26 protein-coding genes are annotated in these 24071 nt (G+C 68.9%); 9 read left to right on the forward strand and 17 right to left on the reverse strand.

What is annotated here, in order from left to right; translation table 11 throughout:
* Window positions 1-171 precede the first annotated feature (171 nt).
* The 17 genes from E3O48_RS09655 to E3O48_RS09735 form a co-directional block, all read right to left on the reverse strand.
* Window positions 172-1344, reverse strand: a complete 1173-nt coding sequence (locus E3O48_RS09655; protein ID WP_134538383.1) for a flagellar hook protein FlgE — start codon at window positions 1342-1344, stop codon at window positions 172-174.
* A gap of 86 nt (window positions 1345-1430) precedes the next feature.
* Complete coding sequence (locus E3O48_RS09660) at window positions 1431-1874, reverse strand: flagellar hook assembly protein FlgD (RefSeq protein WP_370249654.1); 444 nt, start codon at window positions 1872-1874, stop codon at window positions 1431-1433.
* A 17-nt stretch (window positions 1875-1891) separates the two neighbouring features.
* Entirely contained in the window at window positions 1892-3577 is a 1686-nt protein-coding gene (locus E3O48_RS09665; protein ID WP_134538385.1) for a flagellar hook-length control protein FliK, read from the reverse strand.
* On the reverse strand, window positions 3574-4203 hold the full coding sequence (locus tag E3O48_RS09670; protein ID WP_134538387.1) for a C40 family peptidase: 630 nt from the start codon (window positions 4201-4203) through the stop codon (window positions 3574-3576). The genes E3O48_RS09665 and E3O48_RS09670 overlap by 4 nt, the downstream gene beginning before the upstream one ends.
* Window positions 4200-4634 (reverse strand): hypothetical protein, encoded by a 435-nt coding sequence (locus E3O48_RS09675; protein ID WP_134538389.1) that lies wholly within the window; start codon window positions 4632-4634, stop codon window positions 4200-4202. Before E3O48_RS09675 ends, E3O48_RS09670 begins: the two co-directional genes overlap by 4 nt.
* Entirely contained in the window at window positions 4634-5959 is a 1326-nt protein-coding gene (locus tag E3O48_RS09680) for a FliI/YscN family ATPase (RefSeq protein WP_134538391.1), read from the reverse strand. The genes E3O48_RS09675 and E3O48_RS09680 overlap by 1 nt, the downstream gene beginning before the upstream one ends.
* Window positions 5956-6576: a FliH/SctL family protein gene (locus E3O48_RS09685; protein ID WP_166788666.1), complete on the reverse strand. Its 621-nt coding sequence runs from the start codon at window positions 6574-6576 to the stop codon at window positions 5956-5958. The genes E3O48_RS09680 and E3O48_RS09685 overlap by 4 nt, the downstream gene beginning before the upstream one ends.
* Entirely contained in the window at window positions 6566-7585 is a 1020-nt protein-coding gene (gene fliG, locus E3O48_RS09690; protein ID WP_174774783.1) for a flagellar motor switch protein FliG, read from the reverse strand. The genes E3O48_RS09685 and fliG overlap by 11 nt, the downstream gene beginning before the upstream one ends.
* A complete protein-coding gene (gene fliF, locus E3O48_RS09695; protein ID WP_134538395.1) occupies window positions 7582-9198 on the reverse strand; it encodes a flagellar basal-body MS-ring/collar protein FliF in 1617 nt (538 codons plus the stop codon). Before fliF ends, fliG begins: the two co-directional genes overlap by 4 nt.
* Window positions 9198-9491: a flagellar hook-basal body complex protein FliE gene (gene fliE, locus E3O48_RS09700; protein ID WP_134538397.1), complete on the reverse strand. Its 294-nt coding sequence runs from the start codon at window positions 9489-9491 to the stop codon at window positions 9198-9200. The genes fliF and fliE overlap by 1 nt, the downstream gene beginning before the upstream one ends.
* A 20-nt stretch (window positions 9492-9511) precedes the next feature.
* Window positions 9512-9904, reverse strand: coding sequence for a flagellar basal body rod protein FlgC (locus E3O48_RS09705; protein WP_134538399.1), 393 nt, complete (start codon window positions 9902-9904; stop codon window positions 9512-9514).
* Window positions 9904-10245 carry a flagellar basal body rod protein FlgB gene (gene flgB / locus E3O48_RS09710; RefSeq protein ID WP_134538401.1) on the reverse strand — a complete coding sequence of 114 codons (342 nt, stop codon included), beginning with the start codon at window positions 10243-10245 and terminating at the stop codon, window positions 9904-9906. The genes E3O48_RS09705 and flgB overlap by 1 nt, the downstream gene beginning before the upstream one ends.
* Before the next feature lie 569 nt (window positions 10246-10814).
* A complete protein-coding gene (locus E3O48_RS09715) occupies window positions 10815-11141 on the reverse strand; it encodes a hypothetical protein (RefSeq protein ID WP_134538403.1) in 327 nt (108 codons plus the stop codon).
* Window positions 11134-11580, reverse strand: coding sequence for a flagellar export chaperone FliS (gene fliS / locus E3O48_RS09720; protein WP_370249662.1), 447 nt, complete (start codon window positions 11578-11580; stop codon window positions 11134-11136). Before fliS ends, E3O48_RS09715 begins: the two co-directional genes overlap by 8 nt.
* The gene (fliD, locus tag E3O48_RS09725) at window positions 11577-12962 is read right to left on the reverse strand and encodes a flagellar filament capping protein FliD (RefSeq protein ID WP_134538405.1); all 1386 of its coding nucleotides are present in this window, start codon (window positions 12960-12962) and stop codon (window positions 11577-11579) included. Before fliD ends, fliS begins: the two co-directional genes overlap by 4 nt.
* A gap of 155 nt (window positions 12963-13117) precedes the next feature.
* Entirely contained in the window at window positions 13118-14320 is a 1203-nt protein-coding gene (locus E3O48_RS09730) for a flagellin (RefSeq protein ID WP_241982484.1), read from the reverse strand.
* 72 nt (window positions 14321-14392) lie between these two features.
* A complete protein-coding gene (locus tag E3O48_RS09735; RefSeq protein ID WP_134538407.1) occupies window positions 14393-15205 on the reverse strand; it encodes a sigma-70 family RNA polymerase sigma factor in 813 nt (270 codons plus the stop codon).
* Between the two features lie 434 nt (window positions 15206-15639).
* Here E3O48_RS09735 and E3O48_RS09740 point away from each other — a divergent pair, with 434 nt between their 5' ends.
* The 9 genes from E3O48_RS09740 to E3O48_RS09775 all read left to right on the forward strand — a co-directional run bounded on the left by E3O48_RS09740 (window position 15640) and on the right by E3O48_RS09775 (window position 23946).
* A complete protein-coding gene (locus E3O48_RS09740) occupies window positions 15640-16125 on the forward strand; it encodes a flagellar protein FlgN (RefSeq protein WP_134538408.1) in 486 nt (161 codons plus the stop codon).
* Window positions 16122-17582 (forward strand): flagellar hook-associated protein FlgK, encoded by a 1461-nt coding sequence (gene flgK, locus E3O48_RS09745; protein ID WP_134538410.1) that lies wholly within the window; start codon window positions 16122-16124, stop codon window positions 17580-17582. Before E3O48_RS09740 ends, flgK begins: the two co-directional genes overlap by 4 nt.
* A gap of 3 nt (window positions 17583-17585) precedes the next feature.
* Window positions 17586-18512, forward strand: a complete 927-nt coding sequence (flgL, locus tag E3O48_RS09750; protein ID WP_134538412.1) for a flagellar hook-associated protein FlgL — start codon at window positions 17586-17588, stop codon at window positions 18510-18512.
* The gene (locus E3O48_RS09755) at window positions 18509-18922 is read left to right on the forward strand and encodes a flagellar assembly protein FliW (RefSeq protein WP_241974935.1); all 414 of its coding nucleotides are present in this window, start codon (window positions 18509-18511) and stop codon (window positions 18920-18922) included. Before flgL ends, E3O48_RS09755 begins: the two co-directional genes overlap by 4 nt.
* A 183-nt stretch (window positions 18923-19105) precedes the next feature.
* Window positions 19106-19273, forward strand: a complete 168-nt coding sequence (locus tag E3O48_RS17635; protein ID WP_166788667.1) for a solute carrier organic anion transporter — start codon at window positions 19106-19108, stop codon at window positions 19271-19273.
* Entirely contained in the window at window positions 19270-19998 is a 729-nt protein-coding gene (locus E3O48_RS09760) for a cytochrome b N-terminal domain-containing protein (protein WP_134538414.1), read from the forward strand. Before E3O48_RS17635 ends, E3O48_RS09760 begins: the two co-directional genes overlap by 4 nt.
* Window positions 19995-20948 carry a hypothetical protein gene (locus tag E3O48_RS09765; protein WP_241982485.1) on the forward strand — a complete coding sequence of 318 codons (954 nt, stop codon included), beginning with the start codon at window positions 19995-19997 and terminating at the stop codon, window positions 20946-20948. Before E3O48_RS09760 ends, E3O48_RS09765 begins: the two co-directional genes overlap by 4 nt.
* Window positions 20949-21145: 197 nt before the next feature.
* Window positions 21146-22927: an ABC transporter ATP-binding protein gene (locus E3O48_RS09770; protein WP_134538416.1), complete on the forward strand. Its 1782-nt coding sequence runs from the start codon at window positions 21146-21148 to the stop codon at window positions 22925-22927.
* Between the two features lie 47 nt (window positions 22928-22974).
* Window positions 22975-23946, forward strand: a complete 972-nt coding sequence (locus E3O48_RS09775; protein ID WP_134538418.1) for an acetylxylan esterase — start codon at window positions 22975-22977, stop codon at window positions 23944-23946.
* The last annotated feature ends 125 nt before the right edge of the window (window positions 23947-24071 follow it).

Genomic DNA, 24071 nt, shown 5'->3' on the forward strand with positions numbered 1-24071 from the left:
TCGCCGAACTGTGACTTAAGCACCTTTTCAGGCCGCCTGAAAACCCTGCAGAACTCACCGCTCGGCGATCATTCCCGCTCGGGTGACACTCGGGACGCACCCGGGTGGCAGTCTGCGGGCCGGATCGGGGCCCTCTCACGAGGTCCGATCCGGCCCGCCATTCACTCGCTATCAGCGCTTGAGGTTGGTGAGCTCCTGGAGCACCTCGTCGGAAGTGGTGATGATGCGGGCGTTGGCCTGGAAGCCGCGCTGGGCGACGATCAGGTTGGTGAACTCCTGGGAGAGGTCGACGTTCGACATCTCAAGAGCTCCCCCGCTGAGCGAGCCGAGGCCGCCTGAGCCGGGTGCACCGAGAGCGGCGTTACCGGAGTTGAAGGTGGAGCGGTACTCGGAGGAACCGGCCTTCTCGAGGCCGCCCGGGTTCGAGAATGTCGCGAGGGCGATCCGGCCGATGGATGCCTGGCCGCCGTTGCTGAATAGCCCCACCAGGGTGCCGTCCTTGCCGAGGGTGAAGGACTTGAGCGTGCCCGCCTCAGACCCGTTCTGGGAGTTGAACGTGGCAGTCGGGAGTCCGGCGTAGCCCTTGAGATCTCCCATATTGACCTCTACCGTGCCCACCATCAGCTTCGCCCCGCTCACGACGACTCCACCTGCGAACGTGAGCGGCGCAGCGGCAGTCGTGGTGCCGTCTGCAGCAGATACGTCCCACGTTCCAGCGCCCGTGCTCTTGAAGGTCAGCGCCAACGTGCGGGATGCCCCGAGAGCGTCATACACCTTGACATCGCGCATCAGCGTGGTTCCGTTAGGCGCATCAGACGGCAGGTTCCCGCCCATTACGGCCTTATCAGTGGGCTTCGCCGGAATGATCGACTGCAGCGGAAGGGTGATGTTTCCGATGGTCCCGCCCTCATTGATCTGGCCGTTGACCCCCGTCCAGCCCTGCACGATCGCGCCGGCCGGGGTGACCAGGCGGCCCTCCCCGTCGAAGTCGAAGGCGCCGGCGCGGCTGTAGAGGGTTTCGCCGCCGAGCTGGGTGACGAAGAATCCGTCGCCCGAGATCATGATGTCGGTGGCCTTGCCGGTGGCCTGCGAGGAACCCTGGGCGAAGTTGGTGGAGATGCCGGCGACCTTGACGCCGAGTCCCACCTGGGCCGGGTTGGTGCCACCGACCGTGGCCTGCGGGCCGCCCGCGCCCTGGCTCAGCTGCGAGAGGGTGTCCTGGAATTGGACGGCCGAGGCCTTGAACGCGGTGGTGTTGACGTTGGCGATGTTGTTGCCGGTGACGTCGAGCATGGTCTGGTGCGAGCGAAGACCTGAGATGCCGGAATACAGGGAGCGAAGCATGGGATGCTGCCTTTCTGAAAGGAAGTGAGTCTGAAAAATGGGTGAAAAACTGTTGATTAGGGAGGGCCCGACGGTGCGGGCCGAGATCAGGCGGTGACCGTGGGAACCGCCGGCGGATGCGCGGTCACGCCGGAAATCGCATCCAGGGCCACGTTCGTGCCGTTGATGGTGACCTGCGGAACCGGGCCGGCGTAGGAGACGGCCGAGGCCGTGCCCGTTGCGCTGGTGCCGTCGGCCTTCGTGTAGGTCACGTTCTGGCCGACCAGGGCCGCCGCGGCCACCCGCATCTGCAGCGAGAAGTTCTCGTCCGCCGTGGTGGACAGCGCGGAGAGCTTCTCCATCATGGCCAGCTGCGTCGTCTGGGCGATCATCTGGTTGGTGTCCATGGGAGAACTGGGATCCTGGTTGCGCAATTGCGTGACCAGCAGCGACATGAACGCCTCGGAGTCGAGGGTCTGCTTCGGCGCCCGGACGGGCGCGCTGGTGTACATGCCGGTCATTGCCGGGGCGGCAACTGCGTCGATGGTCACGTTGGTCTCTCTTCTTCTCAGGCCAGGATGTCGATGGTGTGCGTGCTACCGAAGACGGGGGCACGGAACTGGTTCGGGATGCTGTCGCCGGCGCCTCTGACGCGCTCGGTGCGGGCCTCTGGCTGCGGCCGGTCCCGACGGTTCGCGGACGGATCGGAGGGCGAGTCGTGTGCGGACAGGTCGAGGTGGGCGTTCAGCCCGCCACCCGAGAGGTCCCGGCGCAGGTCAGGCAGGATGGCGCGCAGGGCGTCCCTGGCCAGGTCGGTCGGGGCGAAGAGTTCAACCCGGATGTTGTCGCCGTTGACGTGGGCGCGCACGGTGACGGGTCCGAGGTTGTCGGGGCTGACGCTGATCGTGAGCACGTGGTTGCCGTTTGCGGCGCCGGCAAGGCTGAACAGCGGGCGGGCGACCTGCGCGGCCAGAGGCGCGGCCGGAGCGGGCGCTGGGGGCGCCGGTGCGGCGGCGGCCGAGGCGGGCGCCACTGGAGGAGCCGGGGTGACGACGGCGCCGGCCGGAACCGCGACGGTTGCGGGGGCGGCAGCTGCCTCGTCGACCGGGGCCGCGCCTTCGGTGCCGGTGCGGGTGCGGGCGGTGGCGTTGGCGCCGGCCACGGCCGCACGCACGGCTGCGGCTCCGGTGGCCGGGACGAGCCCGGCAAGGGCAACGGCGCCGGTCGCCGGGGCCCCGGTGGCCGTGCCGGTCTCGGCCGGTGAACCGTTCTGGGGCCCGGTTCCGCTGATCGTTCCCGCTTCCGTTCCCGGCGCGGCCGTTCCAACACCGGTCGCGGTCGCGGTCGCGTCGATGGTGCGGGCTGCGGTCGAACCTGCGGCAGCGTCGACGCCGGCGGCTTCGGCCGATTCTGTTGCTGCCGCGGTCGTCGTTGGTGCGGCACGGAGGGCCGGAATGGTTCCGGCGACGGCGAACGCGACCGCGGCTGTAGTCGTGGTTGCGGCAACAGCCGCGCTCGCGCCTGCATCGCCGACGGGAGTCGCAGCGGAAGCGCCGACGCCCTCGGCGTTGTCCGATCGGGCGTCGGCCGATCCGGTGTTGGCCGAAGCAGTGTCATCCGACATGGTGTCTGCGGGGCGTGACTGGGCGGACAGGACAAGGTCGGCGGCCGTGGCGGCCGTGGGCGTCGCCGGGACGATTGCCGGGAAGACCAGAGCTGAGTCGCCCGAGGAATCAGGGGAACCGGCCTCGTCAGAGGCTGTGTTCGTACCGGTGGCGACCGGCACCGGCGCGAAGGCCGGAGCGGGGGTGCCGAGGGAAGCGGGCACCATCGTGGACGGCATGGGGGCTGCAGCGTCGGCGGCTCCCCCGCGGTGGCTCGACGTGATCGCGTCCGGCTTGCCGGCGTCCGGCTTGCCGGCGTCCGGCTTGCCGGCGTCCAGTTGGGGGCGCTTGGCCGGCGAAGCAGGGTTCGCAGTGCGGTTCGAAGCAGGGTTCGGTGCGCGGTTCGAAGCAGGGTGCGCAGTGCGGTTCGCCGTGAGGTCCGCGGACCGGTCTGGAGCGGCATCCGTGGCCGGCTCGTGGCGGGTGCCACGGCTCGCTGCCGCACCGCGGGCGTCGAGGGTGCCCTGCATGACCGACGCGAACGCGCCGGCGCCGCCGCTCGCCCCGGCACCGGACGGGGTGCCGGTCTGGCCGCGGGGCGGGGTGGGCGACGCGGCCGGGACGGCCGATCGGAGCAGGGCCGAGGTCATCGGGAACCGCCCTTCAGCAGGGAGGCGAAGGCGGCGTTGACCAGGTCGGTCGAGCCTGCCGCGGCAGCCGGGGCATCCGGAATCACGCGTCGGATGGTGGTGATCTCCGAGTCGTCCATGTAGGCCTCGACCTTGCTGACCGTGCGGCCCTCGTAGGGTGCGTGGATGACCTTGTGGTTGCCGACGTAGATGAGGATGTGATCGCCGCCGCCGGTGACGATGAGGTCGCCCGGCTTGGCCTCGGCCAGGGAGGCAACCTCGGTGCCGATCTTCATCTGGCCGGAGACGAGGCGCGGCACGGTGATGCCCATGTCGGCGTAGACCTTCTGCACGAGGCCGGAGCAGTCCATGCCGCTCTGGTCCTCGCCGCCGAAGACATAGGGAACGCCGAGGTACTTCTCGGCGGCCTTCACGACGCCCTCGCCGGTCGCGCTGCCGGGATTGGCGGTGGCCGTGCCGGCCGCGGCAGCGCCGGAGGCGGACGCCAGGGCGTCGGCGAACGTGCTCGAGGCGGCGCTGCCCGCGGCGGTCGTCGCCGCCGACTTGACCGGTGCGGTCGCGGCGGAGAACTGGTCCAGCGTGGCGCGGATGTCGCTGACCCGGCTCAGCATCGCGACCATCGTCATCGGAGCAGTCCGTTGCGACCCCGGTGCCAGGACGTGGACGCGATCTCGTCGAGGACGGTCTGTTCGGCGTGCAGGTCTTCGGCGGCGACCGCCTGGCCGTGCCGGCCCTCGAGCTTCTCCAGGCTCACCGACTCCGCGCGGGTGGCGTCGTAGGCGGCCTGGGCCTCACCGACGGCCGCCACGTGGTTGCGGCCGAGGGCATCCATCTCGGCGAGCATGCTGCGGGTGGAGGCGCGGGCCGCGGCGACCGCGTAGAGGGTTTCGGCGCCGGTGACGCTGCTCGGCAGCACCTCGAGGGTGGCTCGCGCCTGCGCCCGGCGGAGGCTGTTGGCCTTGGCTACGGCGTTGGCGGCGGCAAGGTCGCCGGCGGCCTGGTCCTGCTGGAGGTGCCTGAGGCGAAGCAGTCCGGCGAGGGCGAAGGTGCGAGCCATCAGAGGCCTCCGAGCTGTCGAGTGAGGGTGGTGAGCTGGTCCCAGGCGAGGGCGGCCGAGGTCTGGTCGTCCATCCGTTGCTGCAGGAAGGCGTTGATCGCGCCCTCGTGGGCCACGGCTGCGTCGACCAGCGGGTTCGTTCCGGTGCGGTAGGCACCCACGTCGAGCAGGTCCTGGGCGTTGCGACGAGCCGCAAGCACCTTGCGGAGGAAACCGGCGACCTCGTTCTGTTGCGGACTGTTGACCCGGGAGGCAACGCGGGAGATCGAGGCGAGGGCGTCGACGGAGGGGAAGTGGCCGGTCACCGCGAGCTTGCGGTCGAGCACGACGTGGCCGTCGAGGATGGACCTGGCCGCATCCGCGATCGGCTCGTTATGGTCGTCGCCGTCGACGAGCACCGTGTAGACGCCGGTGATCGAGCCGGTCTCGTCGGTGCCGGCACGCTCGAGCAGCCGGGCGAGGAGGGAGAACGTGGAGGGCGGGTAGCCCCGGGTGGCCGGCGGTTCGCCGACCGACAGGCCGATTTCGCGCTGGGCCATGGCCACCCGGGTGAGCGAGTCCATCATCAGCATGACGTCGGCGCCCTGGTCGCGGAACGACTCGGCGATGCGGGTGGCGACGAAGGCCGCGCGCAGGCGCATCATGGCCGGTTCGTCGGACGTGGAGACCACGACGATCGAGCGGGCGAGGCCCTCCGGACCGAGGTCGTCCTCGAGGAACTCGCGCACCTCTCGGCCACGCTCCCCCACCAGGGCGATGACGGACACCTCGGCGTCAGTGCCGCGCGCGATCATGGAGAGCAGCGACGACTTGCCGACGCCCGAGCCGGCGAACAGGCCCATCCGCTGGCCCTTGCCGACGGTGGTGAGGGTGTCGAGCACGCGCACGCCGAGCTGGAGTGGCGTGACGATGCGGGAGCGCGCCATGGCGGAGGGGCTGTCGTGGTCGAGGGAGACCCGGCCGGTGACGACGAGCGGTCCCTTGCCGTCGATCGGGCGGCCGAGGCCGTCGATGACGCGGCCGAAGAGACCCGTGCCGGTCGGCACGAAGTTCGGGGCGCCGTCCGAGCGGGCCGGGGCGCCGACGCGGATGCCGGTCATCCGGCCCAGCGGCATGCAGCGGATGCCCTCACGGGTCGTTGCGACGACCTCCGCATCGACCTCGCCGTGCTCGCCGATGGTGACCAGGTCGCCGATGGCGGAGTTGAGGCCGCGCACCTCGAGGCCGAGGCCGACGATGGAGGAGACGACGCCGACGCGCTGCGGCCGGGCCGCGGCCAGGGCCGAGCCGAGCCGGGCGGCGTGCGGCTGCCAGGTGAGGGTCATGAGGCACCGCCCAGAAGCACGGCCTTCGCCCGGGCCAGGGCGGTGCCGATGCGGGCGTCGAGGAACCCGTCGGGGAACTCGGTGATCGCGTCGCCGCGGGCAAGGGTGGGGTCCGCCGCGAAGTCGACGCCGGCCTGGGCGCGGGTGGCCGGGTCGAGCACGGCCAGGTCGTCGGGGTTCATCCGCACCGAGTGCGGCTGGGCGGCGGTCGAGTGGTCGAGGGCGCGGCCCAGGGCGAACCGGGCTGAGTTCTCGGCGTCGTCCAGTTCGTGGCCGATGATCGCCTCGGCGAGGTCGAGGGCGGTGGTGACGAGGGTGTTCTCCGCGTCGCGCAGCACCGGGACCGTGCGCTCGTCGAGGGCGGCGGCGGCGGCCCCGAGCACGGCGACGGCGTGGTCGACCCGGGCCTGGCCGTGGCTCACGGCCGCGGCGTGCTCGGCCTCGAGACGGGCAGCCCTGGCGGCGATCTCTTCGGCGGCGGCTCGGAGCCCGGCCGCGTAGCCGGCGGCGTGGCCGCGGGCGCGAGATCGGTCGTCGTCCCGGTCGCCTGTGATGTCCCGGTTGACGTCCCGGAGGGCGGGGAACGACAGGGTGGAGAATCCGCTGTTAGACGACATAGTCATCCTCGTCTGCTCGCTGCACGGTGATGCTGCCCTGCGCGGCCAGGTCGCGGATGGCGCGCACGATGGTGGCGCGGGCCTCTTCGACCTGCGACACCCGCACGGGCGCCATGGCCTTGACCTCGTCGTCGAGGATCTCGCGGTTGCGCTCGGACAGGTTGGTGCGGATGGTCTCGACGACGCCCTCGGTGGAACCCTTCATCGCGACGGCGAGCACGGCGGCGTCGATGCCGCGGAGAACCTGCTGCACGTCGCGGCTCTCGAGCTTGACGATGTCGGCGAAGGTCAGCATCCGGGACCGGACTTCTTCGGCCAGGACCGGATCGCTCGCGTCGAGGGCCTCGAGCAGGGCGCGTTCGGTGGCGACGTCGGCGCGGTTGATGATGTCGACGAGGGGCTGGATGCCGCCGACCACCGCGCTGGTGTCCCTCGACGAGGAGATGGCGCCGACCCGGCCCTTGAGCGTGTCGGTGACCACCTTGATCGCCTCCGGAGTGGCGGTGCCCATGGTGGCGATGCACTGGGCCACTTCGGCCTGCAGGGAGCCGACGAGGCCGGCGAGCACTGCGGAGGCGTGTTCGGGGCGCAGGTGAGCCAGCACCAGGGCGATGGTCTGCGGCAATTCGCCGTCGAGCAGGGTGAGCACCTGGAGCGGCTCGGCGGTGTCGAGGAACTCGAAGGCCTTGCCGGCCATCGACGACGCCACCTTCGTCATCACGCCGGCGGCCTTCTCGGCGCCGAAGGATGCCTCGAGCAGGCCGACCGCGAACGCGTGGCCGCCACGCGGGTTGCGGGCGCCCTTCGTGGTGATGTCGTGGAACTCGAGCACTGTCGTCTCGGTGACCTCGGGGTCGACCCGGCGCAGCTGCACGATCTCGGCGGCGATGTCCGCGGCCTCGGACTCGGTGAACTGCTTCATCACTTCGGAGGCGCGCTGGCGGTCCATGTTCATCAGGACCACGGCGACCTTCTGCGTTCCCGTCAGGGGAACCTTCACCTCGATCATGCGGGCTGCCGGTCATCCATCAGGCCGCGGAGGAACTCGGCGGTCCGTGCGGGGTCGCGCTGGGCGAGGGAGTCGATCTCGACCCGCATCCGGTCGGCTTCGCCGGTGGCGCCGCTGACGCCGTAGGCGACCGTCGGGGTCGGGTCGATCATGATCGGGCTGTTCTGGGCGGTGATCCCGAACGGGACGTTCGCCGCGGCGAGCACCGGGCGGGCCTCGATCAGTTCGTCGAGTTCGATCGCTTCCCGGCTCTGCCGGCGCGAGCGACGGGCATAGAGGATGAGGCCGAGCACGAAGGTGATGACGATGCCGGCGGTGATGATGCCGATGCGCACGATCTCCGCGAAACGATCGGCGGCGGCCGAGGCGTCGGCCGCTTTGAGGGCGGTGGCGGCATCCGTGGCGCCGGCGGCGTTGAAGCTGACCACCTCGACGGTGACGGCGTCGCCGCGCTTGGCGTCGATTCCGGCGGCCGAGGAGACCAGGGAGGTGACGTCGGCGACGTTGAGCTTGCCGACGGCGTTGGCGTTCACGGCGACGGAGACGGTCTGGCGGTTGATCTGGCCGGCCGGAATGGTGCGGGTCTCGGTGACCTTGTTGACGGCGTTGTTCTTGGTGGTGTCGGCGGAGGTGAATGTGCCGTCCTTCCCCGCAGCGCCAGCGGGCACGGCGATGTTGTCCGGCCCGAACACGCCGGTGGCGGCTCCACCGGCGCCGGAGCCGGAGTAGGTTTCGGTCTTGACGGCCTCGCTGAGCGCGGGGGCGTCCGTGGGGGTGGTGAAGGATTCTTCGACCCGCTGGGCGGACTGGGTGCTCATGTCGGCGGCGACGACGACCGTGGCGTTGCCGGGTCCGACGACCTTGTCGAGCATGGCCTGCACGGCGCCGCGCACGCGCTGTTCGTAGTCGCCGGCCTGCTGGTCGGAGGAGCCGGTGGCTCCGACGCCGACGGCGGAGAGCACGACACCCTTGGCGTCGATGACGGCCACGTCGGTGGGCTTCATTCCGTCGATCGAGGCGCTGGTCAGGTGCACGATGGCCTGCACCTGGTCGGAGTTCAGGGTGACGCCGGTCTGCGTTTCGACGAAGACGGATGCGGTGGGGTCGGTCTTCTCCGAGGCGAACACGGTGTCCTTGGGGATCGCGAGGCGCACGGAGGCGGTCTTGACGCCCTTCATGGCCTGCACGGTGTTGGCCAGTTCACCCTCGAGCGCCCGCTTGTAGGTGACCGACTGCTGGAACTCGGAGGCGGTGACGCCCATCTTGTCGAGCAGTGAGTAGCCGCCGGTGGTCGAGGAGGGCAGGCCGGCCGCCGCGCTCTTGAGGCGCTCGTCGTAGACGTTCTCCTGCGGCACCATGATCGTGGCGCCGCCGTCGCTGAGCTCATAGGGAACGTTGTCGGTGCGCAGCTGGTCGACGATGGTGTTCGCGTCGGAGCCGCTGAGGCCGGAGAACAACGGGGTGTAGGCCGGTTTGGTGACCCACATGGTGAGCGCCGCGATGCCGAGCGCGAGCACGGCGACCCCGATAATAGCGACCGTGCGCTGGGCGACGGTGAATTCGCGGATGTTGCGGGAGATGTTCTGGAAGGCCGACGTAATGGGGCGGGGCATCAGGCCTGCATCCTCATGATCTCGTTGAACGCGTCGACACCCTTGTTGCGCACGGCGGCGACCAGTTCGAGGGTGACCTGCGCCCGGGTCGACGCGATCGTGGCGGAGTGGATGTCATTGAGGTTTCCGGTGACCGCCTGCACCGCGAGGGTGTTGGAGGTGGACTGCAGGGCCTGCAGGTTGTCGACCGCGCCGGCGAGGGCGGAGCCGAAGCCCGCGCCGCCTGCGGCCTGTGTGTTCTGAGTGTTCTGAACGCTGGGCAGGTAGCCGGTGCCGGCCACAGACTGAAGCATGGGGATTGCGCCGATGGCCATCAGCCACGTCCGATCTGCAGTGCTGCTTCGTAGCTGGTCTTGGCGCGGTCGACGACGGCGGCGTTGGCCTGGTAGCCGCGCTGGGCCATGATCAGCTCACCCATCTGCTCGCCGAGGTCGATGTCGGGGCGACGGACGTTGCCATCGGCATCCGCCATCGGGTTGCGGGGGTCGTTGGTCAGGATGCCGGTCTCGGAGCCGAGCGCCGTGCCGGAGACGTAGGCGCCGGTGACGCCCTGGCCCTCCTGGGCGACGATGTAACGGGCCTGGAATGCCTTGCCGCTGGTGGGCGTGACCGTGTTGACGTTGGCGATGTTGTCGGCGACCGCGTCGAGCCACTTGCGGTGCAGGGTGAGGCCGGTGCCGGCGATGCCGATCGCGTCGATGGCCATCAGTTGGTGCGCATCGCGGAGCGGATCGCGGTGAACGGCCCGTTGATGGCCTGGGCTGCGAACTGGTAGCGCAGCACCGTCTCGGTGTTGGCGAGGGTCTCGGTGTCGAGGTTGACGTTGTTGCCGTCGAGGCGGGTGGGTTCGAGCGAGCTCGCCGTGGTCGCGTTCGTGCGACCGTCGCCCGCTTCGACCGACTTGGCCAGGGCTGCCTCGAAGGCGACGCGCTTGGCGTGGTAGTTGGGGGTGTTGACGTTGGCGATGTTGTTCGCGATGGTGCGCTGGCGCAGGGCCAGTCCGTCCAGGGCACTGGAGAGCGCGGTGGCGGTCACGGATTCGAGCACGGTTTCCCGATTCGTCGTCAAATGAAGACGGCCGATCCGTGGCCTGAGGTTGAGCTATCCCTGCTCGTTCCTTGCTATCGACCACCGCGTTAGCAAAGTAAGGGGATTCTTAGGAACAAATTGTGCACAATCCCCCGATCCCGCTGTTTCACTGGGCGGTGTGCCTCATTCTGGGGGCCGCTGGCGGATGCTGCGCCTCGGCACCGGCCCCCTCCGTACGGCAACTGTTGCCGTGGCGGACAAGTGTTGCCCGCACACCGGCGACAGTTGTCCACACCGGCAACACTTTTCTGCAAGCTGGCCAGGCCCGGCAGCCCGGCAGTCGTGAGGATGCGCGGATGTGCCCGCCGTGACACCGGAGGTTCGGGCTCCGTCGCCGCGACGGAAACGGCAGGTTGCACACCATGTCTCACGACCATCCTGGCAACCAACGCCCCGCGGGCGCGGGCTGCGGAAACGGGCGCGGGCTGGCTCGGACCTGGTCTCGACGAGGTAAACCGCCCAGAGGCACGACCGCCAAGAGGCACGACCGCCGAGGGGCGTGACCAGCGGGGTGGCTCGCGGGCGGGTCAGCCGGCTACGTCGAGGTAGACCGCGTGCTCGGTGTGCTGGGTGGAGAGGATGTTGCGCACGGCGGCGAGGTGCACGCTCGCCGAGCGCCGGGCATCCTCGATCTCGCGGATGAGTTCCAGCTGGCCGGCGAGCAGGCGGCGGGCGCGCGCCTCGAACTCGGCGGGCATCTGGCCGAGGTGCTCGGGGGCGAGCCACTGGACGCCGGGGTAGGGTTTCTCCCCCGGCACGACGAGCACCGCGTCGCGGGCGCCGGAACCGAGGCTCGTCTCGAGCTGGTTCAGCACCTCGAGCCACTCGTCGGCGCTGCTCGACTGCCTAGGCAATTCCGAGCTCCCCACCGAGGTGAGCGGACACGGTCTGGGCCGGGAGCAGGTCGGCGGCCTCGTGCCAGGTCTGGCGCAGCGGCTCGAGCAGCGCGATGCTCTCGCGGGTGCGGTCGACGTCACGGTGGATGTTCGCACTCATCAGCGAGTTCGACACGTAGGTGTAGATCGCGAAGAGGCCCTCCCCGCCTTCCCACGCCGCAACGTTCAGCGACGTGGACAGCTCGGAGACGATCGCCTGCGCGTGAATCAGGTTCTCGGATGCGACCTGCCAGTTCTCGACGACCTGAGCGGCTTCCGCGCGGTTCAGGTCAAGCAGGAGGCGATCGTAAAGCATCGTCAGCAGGCGCACCGGAGTTGCTGAGAGTACGGCCTCGCGGTTCAGCTGCGCCCGGCGTGCCTGGGTTCCGCCCATCATGCTCATCACTGCCATCATCATCCGTTCGAGGTTGAACTGCTGAGCCCGGCGACCTGGGAAGACAGCCACGACGACTGTGCCTTCATAGCGCTGAGCTGGGTTTCCAGTGCGGTGTAAGTGCTTTGAAGGGTCGCCCGGCGAGTGGCCAGGTTGCGGTCCCAGGCCTCGATCCGGGTGCCCAGGTCTTTGACCGTGGACTGCTGGCCGGTGATCTTCGCGGTGATCTGCCCGTCGTACTTATCGGACACCGCCTTCGCTGCGGCGGCAACGCGGGTGGCGATCTCGGTCACGGCGGTCTTCACCGTGGCCGGATCCTTGGCGAGGGCAGTCGCGAACTTGGCCGCGTCGAACTCCATGGTGCCGGTCTTGGTGATGCTGATGCCGTACTCCGACGGCGAGTGACCGTTCATGGGGGCGGATGCCGCGGTCAGCAGTTTCTGCTTAGCGTCGCGCACCGTGCTGTCACCGGTGAACACTCCGGGCGAGAGCACGGCAGCCCCCGCCGCGTTGGTGCTGTTGGTCACCACGGACTTCGTGGAGATGAGAGCGAAGACCCCGTTCAGCGAACTGACCAGCCCGGAGGCGATCGAGCCGATCTGCGCGTCGTCGCGCGCGACCTTGACGGTGACCGGGTCGGTCGAGACCGCGGACACGCTGATCGCGACGCCGGGCAGCAGATTCGAGAAGGTGTTGGTGGACGAGGTGATGGTCTGCGCGGCGGGAGTGCCCGCCCAGAGGGTGACACTGGCGTCCTGGGCCGTGCGGATGGTCGCGGCACCGGGTGCGGCCAGCAGGTTGGGAGCGGTCGCGGCCGTGACCTCGGCCTTGGTGCCCTGGTAGACGGTGAACGCGCTGGCTGCTCCAGTGGCGTTTCCGCTGAACTGGAGCCGGTACTGCGGAACGCCGCCACCGTCCACTCCAGAGGCGACCTTGGTCGCCGTGACGCCGGAACCGGAGGCATTGACGGCCGTGACGATGTCGTCGAGCGACGAGGAGGCCGCCGAGATCTCGGTGCTGACCGCGCCCAAGACGATCGTGAGCACGGCCGGAGTGGCCGGCCATGCGGTCATCGCGGCCGATACGCCGACCTGGCTGCGGGCCAGAGCGCCGACGACGACGTCGAGCTGACCTGCACCGGCCCCGGCCGACACCGAGGTTGTGACACTCGGTGAGCTGCTGGAGGACGAGTAGAGGTCGAGCCCGGCGGGCTTCGCGGCCTTCGTGGCGAGGTCGCCCAGGGCCGAGATCTGGGAGTTGAGTCCCTGCAGCGCCGAGATGAGATTCTGGGAGGTGGTGACCTTGGCCTTGAGCAGGCCCTGCGGAACGGCCTCGACCTTCATCAGGGAGTTGATCAGATCGGTGGTGTTCAGGCCCGAGACGAGTCCGTCGATGGCGTTGCTCATGCCGTGCCCTCCTTACGAGTGTGCGATTGTGCCGAGTGGTGCTGGTGCAAACGTGAATGGCTGGTGGTGACCGAGGGATGAGGTCCAGTTCATCTCTCGATCACCACCAGCCATAGTTCACCGTGCGGTTTCCCGAAAGGTTCATCTACTCCGGGTTAGCGGAGGAGCGACAGCACGCCCTGAGCGGACTGGTTGGCCTGCGCGAGCATGGCGGTACCGGCCTGCGAGAGGATGCTGGAACGGGTGTACTTGACCATTTCCTCGGCCATGTCGGTGTCGCGGATTCGCGAGCCGGCAGCGGTGAGGTTCTCCTTGGAGACGGCCAGGTTCTTGATGACGCTCTCGAAGCGGTTCTGGTCCGCACCGAGCGAGGCGCGAGCCGTCGACACGTTCTTGATCTGGAGGTCGATCAGGCCGATTGCAGCCTGAGCCCCGGCTGCAGACGTGAAGTCCAGAGCCGAAGCAGTACCAGCGGTGCCAGCGGTCTGGAGTCCCGCAGTCGCCGGCGCAGTGCCAGCAACGGCGCCGCCGGACAGCGAGCGAACGTTGATACCAGTGGCAGCGCCAGCAGCGTCACGTTCAACCGACGCGTAGAGCTTGCCCGAGAATCCGGAGTCGGCGTTCAGCGCTGCGGCAATGGAGTCGACCGTGTTCGTGGCCGAGGCAGCACCAAGCGTCACGGTAACAAGGCTGGTGGTGCTTCCCTCCGTGACGGTGAACGCTGTCGCTCCGGTGGCCGCTGCCGCATTGGCTCCGGTCATTGCGAACGACGTTCCCTTGTTTCCGGTCGAAACGCCGGAAGCGATGGACGCGACATTGGCGCCGGCTAGGTTGACCTTGATCTGGCTGCTTGCGTCGCCGTTCGCGCCGACCTGGAAGCTCAGTGACGGCTTGGAGCCATCGAGCAGCTGGGTACCGTTGAAGTTGGTGCCGGCCGAGATGCGGGTCAGTTCTGCGCTCAGCGCGGTGACCTCCGTCGTGATCGCCTTACGTGAATCGACGTTGTTCGAGTCGTTACCGGCCTGAACGGCGAGGTCACGAACGCGCTGCAGGATCGACTGCACCTCGTTCAGGGAACCTTCTGCGGTCTGGATGACCGAGATGCCGTCCTGGGCGTTGCGGCTGGCGACCGTGAGGCCACCGACCTGCGACTTGAGGCCTTCGGAGATGGCCAGGCCTGCTGCGTCATCCGCTGCGCGGTTGATGCGGAGGCCGCTGGACAGCTTTTCCAGGGACTTGGACATGTCGTTCTGCGTTGCGGCCAGGTTGCGGTACGTGTTGTTGGCCGCGAGGTTGGTGTTGATCTGCATACCCATGATGAGTTCCTCCGTGATGTGGGTGGTGGTGCGCCGACCCATCCATGGGTTGACACCTTGAGCTATCGGCCCCGGGCGGGATCGCGTTAGCCGTTCAGCGGAAAAATTTTCGGGCTACGCGGACTCGGCCGCGTAGAGTGCGCCGGCCGTGGTGGCCAGGCCGAACATCGACTGGTCGGCGAGGCGGGCAAGATAGGCGCTGCGGCGGGCCGGCGCGATGCGGGACTCCGGCACGTACTCGGCCTCGGCGTCGTCGGCGTAGTGGGTGCCCATGCCGTCACGGAGCAAACGGATGGCCTCCGCGCGCTGCTGGGACACGGCCGAGTGGGTGATCCCCAGTTCGGCGGCGATCTCCTTGACGGAGCGGTCGTCGAGGTACACCTGCTGGATGATCTCCCGCATCTTCTCCGGCAGGGCGTCGATGGCCGCGCGCAGGAAGGCCAGGCGTTCGGCGGAGAGGAGAGATTCCTCGGGCAGTTCGGTGCCGGAGACCAGGAAATCGGCCGTGGCGTCGTCGAGGGTGGAGAGAGTGCGCTCGGAGTCGGCCAGGCCGGCGGCGGCGGTCTCGCGGTCGACGCCGAGGGCTGCGGCGACCTCGTCGACGGAGGCTGCGCGGCCGAGGGCGGCGGCCAGCGTCTCCTGCACGGCGCGGGTTTCCTTGATGCGGCGGCGGGCCATCCGGGTGGCCCAGTCGTTGGAGCGCATCTCGTCGGCGAAGGCGCCGATGATGCGACGACGGGCGAAGGCACCGAAGGGAACGCCGAGTTCGGCGTTGAACGCATCCGCTGAGGTGATGAGGGCGAGGGCTCCCGCCGAGGCCAGGTCGTCGCGGGAGAGGTGGCGTGCCTTGGCCCAGACTTCGGAGACGAGGTAGCCCACGAGCGGAAGGTTCTCGATGACCAATTGGTTGCGTTCTGCCCGATTCACGACGGACCTTCCAGGTAGCTCAAACGGACGGGGTGCGGATCGAGTCTGGCGAGCCAGGTCGAGCGCGTTTTGCCGGGTAAGCACGAGGACGTTGTCGAACGAAGTGCGGGGTTTCGGGCCCCAGCGGGAGGTTTTCTCTTCCGCCTGTTAAAACGTAATTGTGGGGCGTGCAGCGGAAGCGGAACGGCTGCCCCCACTATGGGGAAACAGACCCCCAGTACGGGGCGAATCACCCCGCAACGGGGCACATCCGCCGCGCTGGTCCGCGGATTTTGTCCTCCTTTCGGTGGACAGGTGCGGGGCCGACCTGACAGTCTGTTTCCCATTCACCACTAACCGTGGCTGCCACCGTGCCGATAGTGCCTCTTAGAAGCCGGAGTCCACGCGTTGACGCGTGTCACCCGGCATGGAATCGAGAGGCAGGTGGAGGACACGTGGGCGCCAATAAATTGTCAGCGTTGCTGTGGCGCGAACGGGAACTCCTCGAACTGCTGATCTTCAAGCTCGACGAGGAACAGCTTCTCCTCACCAATGGCAAGACCCGCTGGCTCCAGCAGGGCACCCGCGAGGTGGAACAGGTTCTCGGCCACGTGCGCGAGGCCGGCCTGGCCCGTTCGGTCGAGGTCGCCGCAGTGGCCAGCGAGTGGGGAACGGAAGAAGACGCCACGCTGCGCGAGCTCGTCGCCCACGCCCCCGTCGGCCCCTGGACCGAGATCATGGCCTCGCACTTGAAAGCCCTCGGCGAGCTGACCACCCAGATCAAGGAACTGCGCGACGCCAACGAGCAGCTGCTCCGGGCCGCCGCCCGCTCCAGCCAGGAGACTCTGGCCAACGTGAACCAGAACCCGAACACCTACGACTCCCGCGGCACCTCCGACGTGCGCTCCGCCGCCTCCCGACTGTTCGACCAGATCCTGTGAGCACCTTCGGCGGACTGAACACCGCCTACACCGGACTGATCGCCGCTCGAAAGGGCCTCGAGGTCGTCGGCCAGAACATCGCCAACGCCAACACCCTGGGCTACACCCGCCAGCGCATCACGACGTCGTCGGTCGACGCGATCAGCCGCGTCGGCCTGATGAGCGCCGGAGTTCAGGCCGGCCAGGGCGTCAACGTCGACGGCGTCGCCCGCCTCGGCAGCGCCCAGCTGGATGCCCAGGTACGCTCCTCCGCGGCCGGCGCCGGATACTCCGCCGTGCGTTCCAACGCGCTGACCGCGGTTGAAGGGTCGATGAACGAGCCTGGCAAGAACGGCCTCTCCGCCCAGCTCGACGAATTCTGGGCGGGTTGGCACGACGTGTCCAACTCCGCCGGCGACGCCGCCCCCGCCGGTGTGCTGCTCGGCCAGGCCGCGGTGCTCACCACCCAGATTCACCAGGGCTTCCAGGCGGTGGCCAACCAGTGGTCGACCACCCGCGGCAGTGTCGACGGCATGGTCAGCGAAATCAACAACGCGGCCGAGCAAGTCGCCGCGCTCAACGTGCAGATCCGCAACGCGCAGACCGCCGGAGGCGGCGCCAACGAACTCCTCGACAAGCGCAACCTGCTCACCACCACCCTGGCCGCCCTCACCGGCGGCACGCTCGTCGACCGGGGCGACGGCACCGTCGACGTGCTCGTCGGCGGCAACGCCCTGGTCACGGGCGACTCGGCCCAGAAACTCGTGGCCGTCGGAGCCCGCACGCTGGCCGAGGGCGGCCCCGCCGTGCACGTCGAATGGGCCGGTAAACCGGCCGCCGGACCGGTCGCAGTCGACGGCGGCGAACTGGCCGGTGCAATCTCCCTGCTCGCCCCCGCCGTGACGTCGGGCGCAGGAAAGGGAACCGGAGGCGCCCTGGCCGAAGCCGCCGAGTCGTACAACTCGTTCGCCACGGATCTTGCCGACAAGGTCAATGCCATCTACAGCACCGGCGACAACTCCACCAAGCCAAACCAAAACTTCTTCCTGCTCGCCGCCGGGATTCCCGCGGCACTCAGCCTGAGCGTGATCCCGACCACCGCGGCCGAGCTGTCCACCGGCATCGCCGCCAACGGCGCCCTCGACGGATCCACCGCCGACAAGATCGCCCAGCTGGGTGCCGGCAAGGCCGTCACTGCCGGTGGCGCCGCCATCATCTCCCCCTCGGCAGACTGGTCGAACTTCGTCACCGGCTTCGCCGTCAAGACCCGCACCGAGCTGCAGCACGCCTCGCTCGCCGACATCACCTCGAATGCCGCCGTCGGCGCGCAACTCTCGAACGCCTCGGTCGACCTCGACGAGGAGAACGTCAACCTGCTCATGTTCCAGCACGCCTACCAGGGCGCCGCCCGGGTGATGACCGCCGTGGACGAGATGCTCGACACCCTGATCAACCGCACCGGACTGGTGGGAAGGTAAGCCATGATCTCCCGCGTCACCACCCAGACCCAGATGCGCTCGGCGCAGAGCAATCTGCAGACCAACCTCGCCCGGATGGCCCAGCTGCAGGAGCGGGCATCCTCGCTCAAGGCCATCGAACGACCCTCGGACGACCCGGCCAAGGCCGCCGATTCCCTGGCCGTGCGCGCCGACCAGCGTGCCGTCGCCCAGTACAGCCGCAACGCCGAGAACGGCAACAGTTGGCTGACCACCGCCGACACCGCCCTCTCGAACAGCACTGACCTCCTGAACCAGGTGCGCGACCTCACTGTGCAGGGGGCCAACGACGGCTCCCTCTCGCAGGCCGCGAGGGAAGCGATCGCCGTGCGCCTCGACGGCCTCAAACAGGACCTGCTCAGCCAGGCCAACTCGAGCTACCTCGGCCGCACCGTGTTCGCCGGCAACTCGGATGCCGGCGTCGCCTTCAAGCCGGACTACACCTTCACCGGGTCGACCACGGGCAGTGTCGACCGCAGGATCGACGCGGACACGACCATCAAGGTCGACGTCGACGGCAGCGAGGTCTTCGACGTGAACGCGACGAACGTGACCTCGGTGTTCACGCTCATCGACAACATCAGCGCCGCCCTGCGCGGCACGCCGGGCACGGCCACCACGCCGCCCACACTGCCGTCCAACGTCGGTCATTTTCTCGCCGACGTGGACGCCCGGATGAAGACCGTGCTCACCGCCCAGGCCGACGTCGGCGTGCGCCAGGGCCAGATCCAGAAGGCCGGTGACACCCTCGTGAAGCAGAAGGGCGCCCTCGAGGCGCAGCGCGCCTCGATCGAAGACGTCGACCTCGGTCAGGCGATCCTCGACCTCAAGCTCCAGGAAGTCACCTACCAATCGGCCCTCGCCGTGACCGCCAAGGTGCTCCAGCCGACCCTGATGGACTTCCTCCGATGACTACGAACCGAGCGAGAACAGCCCCGATGAACGCCACCCTCACCTTCGTCTCCCCGCCTCCCGGACTCGCGCCGCTGACCGAGTTCGCGCTGATCGAGATCCCGGGCGCGGCCGGCCTCTTCACGCTGCAGTCCGCCACCGACCAGCGCACCCGCCTGTTCGTGCTGGATGCCTCGGTCTACCTTCCCGACTACTCCCCCGTGATCAGCGACGACCAGGCCGGCTCGCTCGAGCTGTCCGACCCGGCCGACGCCCTCGTGCTCGTTGTGACCAACCCGGGTGAGAGCGGCACGACCGTGAACCTGATGGCTCCGATCGTGGTCAACTCGATCACTGGCCGTTGCGCCCAGATCATCCTCGACGGCCAGGACTGGCCGCTCCGCGCCGAGCTGGGTGCCCGGTCCGCCTGAGCGCAGGTTCGGGGCGGATGTCCTGAACGGATGACCTGAGCCGCCTACCTGTGCATAGTCTCAGAGTTTTTCCGGGTCAACTATGCTGGCCGACGCTCTCTTCGGGAATACCGTTGCGGGTATAGGGCCACGTGCCGGTGACCGATTTCGCCGGGGCAGGTCCTCCAGGTAATGGAGCCGATCATGCACGATTTCGTCAGCATATTCGCCAGTCTCGACAGTCCGGGGATCTACCTCGGGTGGGGTGCCTTCCAGATCCAGCTGGGCAACCTGATCGTCATCCTGGTGATGATCCTGCTCTTCGTCCTGGCCCTCTTCCTGCCGTTCCCGAGTGGCCGGAAGCGCAAATGAGCCTCCGCGAGAACCCGCCCCGCGAGTCGGCCCCGACACCAGTCAGCACCGGCTCGAACCCCGAGGATGCCGTCTACCACACCTGGACCGGTAGGGCGAGGGTCGCTCTGCTGCGGCGCCTCCCCGCCGACAAGCTCCTCCCCGAGGACCAGCCCGGCTACGTCGCATCCTGGATCTACGTGTTCGGCATGGGCGCGATCGTCTCCCTGGTCTTCATCCTCGCCTCCGGCGTCATCCTCGGCCTGAACGGCCCGGCCTGGTACCACCTGTCGGACCTCGGCCACTTCGTGAACAGCGTGCACCTGTGGAGCGTCGAGCTCTTCTTCATGACCATGGTCGTGCATCTCTGGGGCAAGTACTGGATGGCCGCCTGGCGCGGCGGGCGCACACTGACCTGGATCACCGGGATGGGCGCGTTCCTGGTCTCGATCGTGACGGCATTCACCGGCTACCTGCTGCAGACCAACTTCGACTCGCAGTGGATCGCGTTCGAGGGCAAGGACGCGCTGAACGCCGCCGGCATCGGCGCCTGGTTCAACGTGGCCAACCTCGGCCAGATCTTCATGTTCCACATCATCCTGCTGCCGCTGGCCGTCGGCGCCGTCGTCGCCCTGCACGTCGTGCTGGTGCGGATGCACGGCGTGGTTCCGCCGCTCGAGGCCGCTGACACCGACGCGCAGCTCCAGCCCGGTGCGCAGGGCGACGCCGGGGAGGCCGGGCGATGAGCACCACGAATCTGCGCGCCTCCCGCGCCGACAAGGACGGCCTGGCTCGCCGCCCCTGGCGCGGCACCGTGCGCGAATACGACCTGTTCAAGGAACTCACGGTGGCCCTCGTCGTGATGGGCATCATCACCCTGGGCCTGTCCGCGGTCTTCGGCTCGCCCGACGAGCCGAGCGTCACCCTGAAGTCCTGGGCGATCGCCGCCCCCGCCGACTTCGTCGCCACCGCCACCGCCGAACTCGGCGGCACCAGCGAGACCGCCGGTTACGGGCCGCCCTACAACAACACCGCGGATGCGACCCAGACCCTCGGCCCGCTCGACCTGCAGAGCTTCTCCGGGGTGCAGCTCCCGATCGACACGGCCAACGACCTCGTGATCGACCCGCTCACCACGCTCAACTCGCCGCCGCCCGAACTGGCCGACTGGGTCACCGCGAGCGACGCCCAGCGCACCACCTGGACCACCACCTACTCGGATGCCCTCACCAAGGCCACCGACAACGACCCCGCAAACGTGGCGGCCGGCGACTACGGACCAGTGCCGGTGCTCACCGATTCGCTGCTCACCATGGCGAAGCAGGGCGCGCTCGACGGCGTGCTCACGGCGAAGGACAAGTTCTACAACTTCGACTACACCCGCGGCACGCTGTTCCTCGGCGACGGGGCGTACTTCGGCGACCTGGCCACCGCCCAGCACCTCACCGGCGACCAGTGGGGCATGATGAACGAGACCGGGAACACGCCGGGCCAGTCCTGGCTGTGGCTGTTCTCGTTCTGGTACCAGGTGGAGCCGTTCGCTTCCGCGCCGAACGCCGACCTGCTGGTGGTGCTGCTGATGCTCGTGCTCAGCGTGCTGCTGACGCTGGTGCCGTTCATCCCCGGCCTCCGGGACATCCCGCGCTGGATCCCGGTGCATCGGCTGATCTGGCGGGACTATTACCGCAGGCGCTGACCGGCGCACGCCGCTGCCGCTAGGCTGGTCGCTGACACCCTCACCGGTGTCAGCGACCTCGCACCGCGACAGCCCCGGCGTGCCGAACACGCCAGGGCAGAGGACGCACCCCGTCAACGCATTCGACCGCCGCCCGCTTGAGGCCGACGGCCGAATCGTTATCGCCGCGTCCCGCGCGGCCGTCGAAGAGGTGTGCCATGGGTGACCCGTCCCGAACGAACGCGATCGAGCAGGGTGTCGTCAAGACCGAGCCGTTCCGGTCGTTCCTCCGCGTGCTCCGGCCCTACCGCGGCCGGCTCTCACTCTCCACCCTCGCCTTCCTGGTCAAGGACAGCCCGGCATGGGTGCTCCCGCCGTTGACCGCGGCGATCATCGACATCGTCGTCGCGCGCGGCCCTCTGCCCAGCCTGTGGCTGCTGGCCGGGCTGGCGACCGTGCTGCTCACGCTGAACTACCCGTTCCACATGCTCTACGTGCGCGGCTCCAGCCGGGCCACCCGGTCGATGGCCGTCGACGTGCGCAACGCCCTCACCGAGCGCCTGCAGCGCCTGTCGATCGGGTTCCACAACCGGCAGAGCGCCTCGATCGTGCAGACCAAGGTGGTGCGCGACGTCGAGAACCTCGAGCTGATGATGCAGCAGGCGTTCCCGACCGTGCTCTCCACCGTGTTCACCCTCACCGGCGCGATCGTGATCACGGCGATCGCGGTGCCCGCGTTCGTGGGCGTCTTCGCGGTCACCGTGCCGGTTGCCGCGCTGCTCGTGCGGTACATCCGCACCCGGGCGGGCGCGCGCAACGAGAACTTCCGGCTGGAGGTGGAACGGTTCTCGGCCGGCGTCGGCGAGATGGCCGCGCTCATCCCGATCACCCGCGGCCACGGGCTCGAGCTGGTGGCCTCGAAGCGGGTCGCCGGGCAGGCCCGCAGCGTCAGTGTCGCCGGGCAGGAACTGGACACCCTCAACGGCCGGTTCGGCGCGTTTTCCTGGGTCTCCTACCAGGTGCTCGGCGTGGCCTGCCTGGTCGGGGCATCCGCTGCCTCGATCACCCAGCTGATCCCGATCAGCCCGGGCCAGGTGGTGCTGCTCAGCACCTATTTCACGGTGCTGACCGGGGGAATCGTCAACCTGCTCAATGTCACGCCGGTGGTCTCCCGCGGACTCGAGTCGATGCGCTCGATCGCGGAGATCATGGAGGAGCCCGACGTCGAGGTCAACGACGGCCGCGAGCTGGTCGCCTCGGTCTCCGGCGCGATCGAGCTCGACGGGGTCACCTTCCGCTACCTCGGCGGGCGCCCTGCCCTGACCGAGATCACCCTCTCCATCCGGGCCGGAGAGACCATCGCCCTGGTCGGGCCCTCCGGCTCCGGCAAGTCCACCCTGCTCAACCTCGTGCTCGGCTTCGTGCGCCCGACCACGGGACGGGTGCTGCTCGATGGCCACGATATGAACACCCTGGACATGCGCAGCGTGCGCAGCCACGTCTCGATCGTTCCGCAGGAGTCCGTGCTGTTCGAGGGCACGATCCGTGACAACGTGGCCTACGGCCTCACCGGGGTCGACGACGAGAGAATCCTCACCGCCCTGCGCGGAGCGAACGCGCTCGACATCCTCGGCCCCGCCGACTCCCCGGGCGGAGCCGGCCTCGACGCCATCGTCGGCACCCGCGGCTCCGGCCTCTCCGGCGGGCAGCGGCAACGCCTCGCGATCGCCCGGGCCCTGGTGCGCGACCCGCGCATCCTCATCCTCGACGAGCCCACCAGCGCGCTCGACGCCGACTCGGAGGGCATGGTGAAGGATGCCCTCGCCACCCTGTTCCGCGACCGCACCACCCTGATCGCCGCGCACCGGCTCTCGACCATCCGGGAGGCCGACCGGATCGCCTACATCGAGAAGGGCCGGATCGTCGAGCTCGGCAGCCACGACGAGCTGATGGCACTCGGCAACCGGTACGCCCGCATCGTTTCCCGCCAGACCACCTGATTTTCCCCGCTCTCCCGGAATCCCGGCTCCAACCGAAAGGCCCCGCCATGCCCCGTTTCGACCTCAGCCTCCCGGAACTCCGGGAGTACCGCCCCCAGGTCGCCGAACCGGCCGACTTCGACGATTTCTGGCGCAGCACGCTCGCCGAGTCTCGCCGCTTCCCCACCGAACCCCGGCTGACCCGGCAGGAGTCATCGCTGACCCAGGTCGAGGTCTACGACCTGGTGTTCCCCGGCTTCGGCGGCCAGCCGGTGCACGCCTGGTACCTGCTCCCGGCCGGCACCAGCGGGCCTCTGCCCGCGATCGTCGAGTACAACGGCTACGGTGGCGGCCGCGGCCTCCCCCACGAGCGCCTGGCCTGGGTCACCGCCGGCTACGCCTACCTGTGCATGGACACCCGTGGCCAGGGCAGCGTCTGGGGTTCCGGCGGCGACACCCCCGACCCGAACGGCACCGGGCCATCCGTGCCCGGGTTCATGACCCGCGGCATCGAGCGGCCGGAGGACCACTACTACCGGCGGGTGTACACGGATGCCGTGCGCGCCATCGACGCGATCCGCACCCTGGACCGGGTCGACCCGGCTCGCGTCGCGGTGTGCGGCGGCAGCCAGGGCGGCGGCATCGCCCTCGCCGCGGCCGGGCTCGCCGACGGGCTCGTCGGCGTGCTGCCGGAGGTGCCGTTCCTCTGCCACTTCGAGCGGGCCGTCGGGATGACCGAGGAGGACCCGTACCAGGAGATCGTGCGCTACCTCTCGGTGCACCGGGACGCCGCGGAGCGGACCTTCCGCACCCTGTCCTATCTCGACGGGGTGAACTTCGCCGCCCGGGCGACGGCGCCCGCCCTGTTCTCGGTGGGGCTGCTCGACCCGGTCTGCCCGCCGTCGACGGTGTTCGCCGCGTTCAACCGCTACGGCGGCGACGCGGAGATCGAGGTGTACCCGTTCAATCAGCACGAGGGCGGCGGCGGGCACCACTGGATGCGCCAGGCGGCGTGGCTGGGGCGCGTGCTGGCACGGTGAGTGACCTGGCCGAAATCGCGAAATCACCTCACGCGAGGTGTCTCGACGGGCTCGACCACCGGTCGCTCAGACCGCCGTCGCCCACAGCTTGCCGTCAAATTCGACGGAGATTTTCGCGTTTTGGC

Source organism: Cryobacterium sp. HLT2-28, from assembly GCF_004402495.1.
Classification (GTDB): Bacteria; Actinomycetota; Actinomycetes; order Actinomycetales; family Microbacteriaceae; genus Cryobacterium; species Cryobacterium mannosilyticum.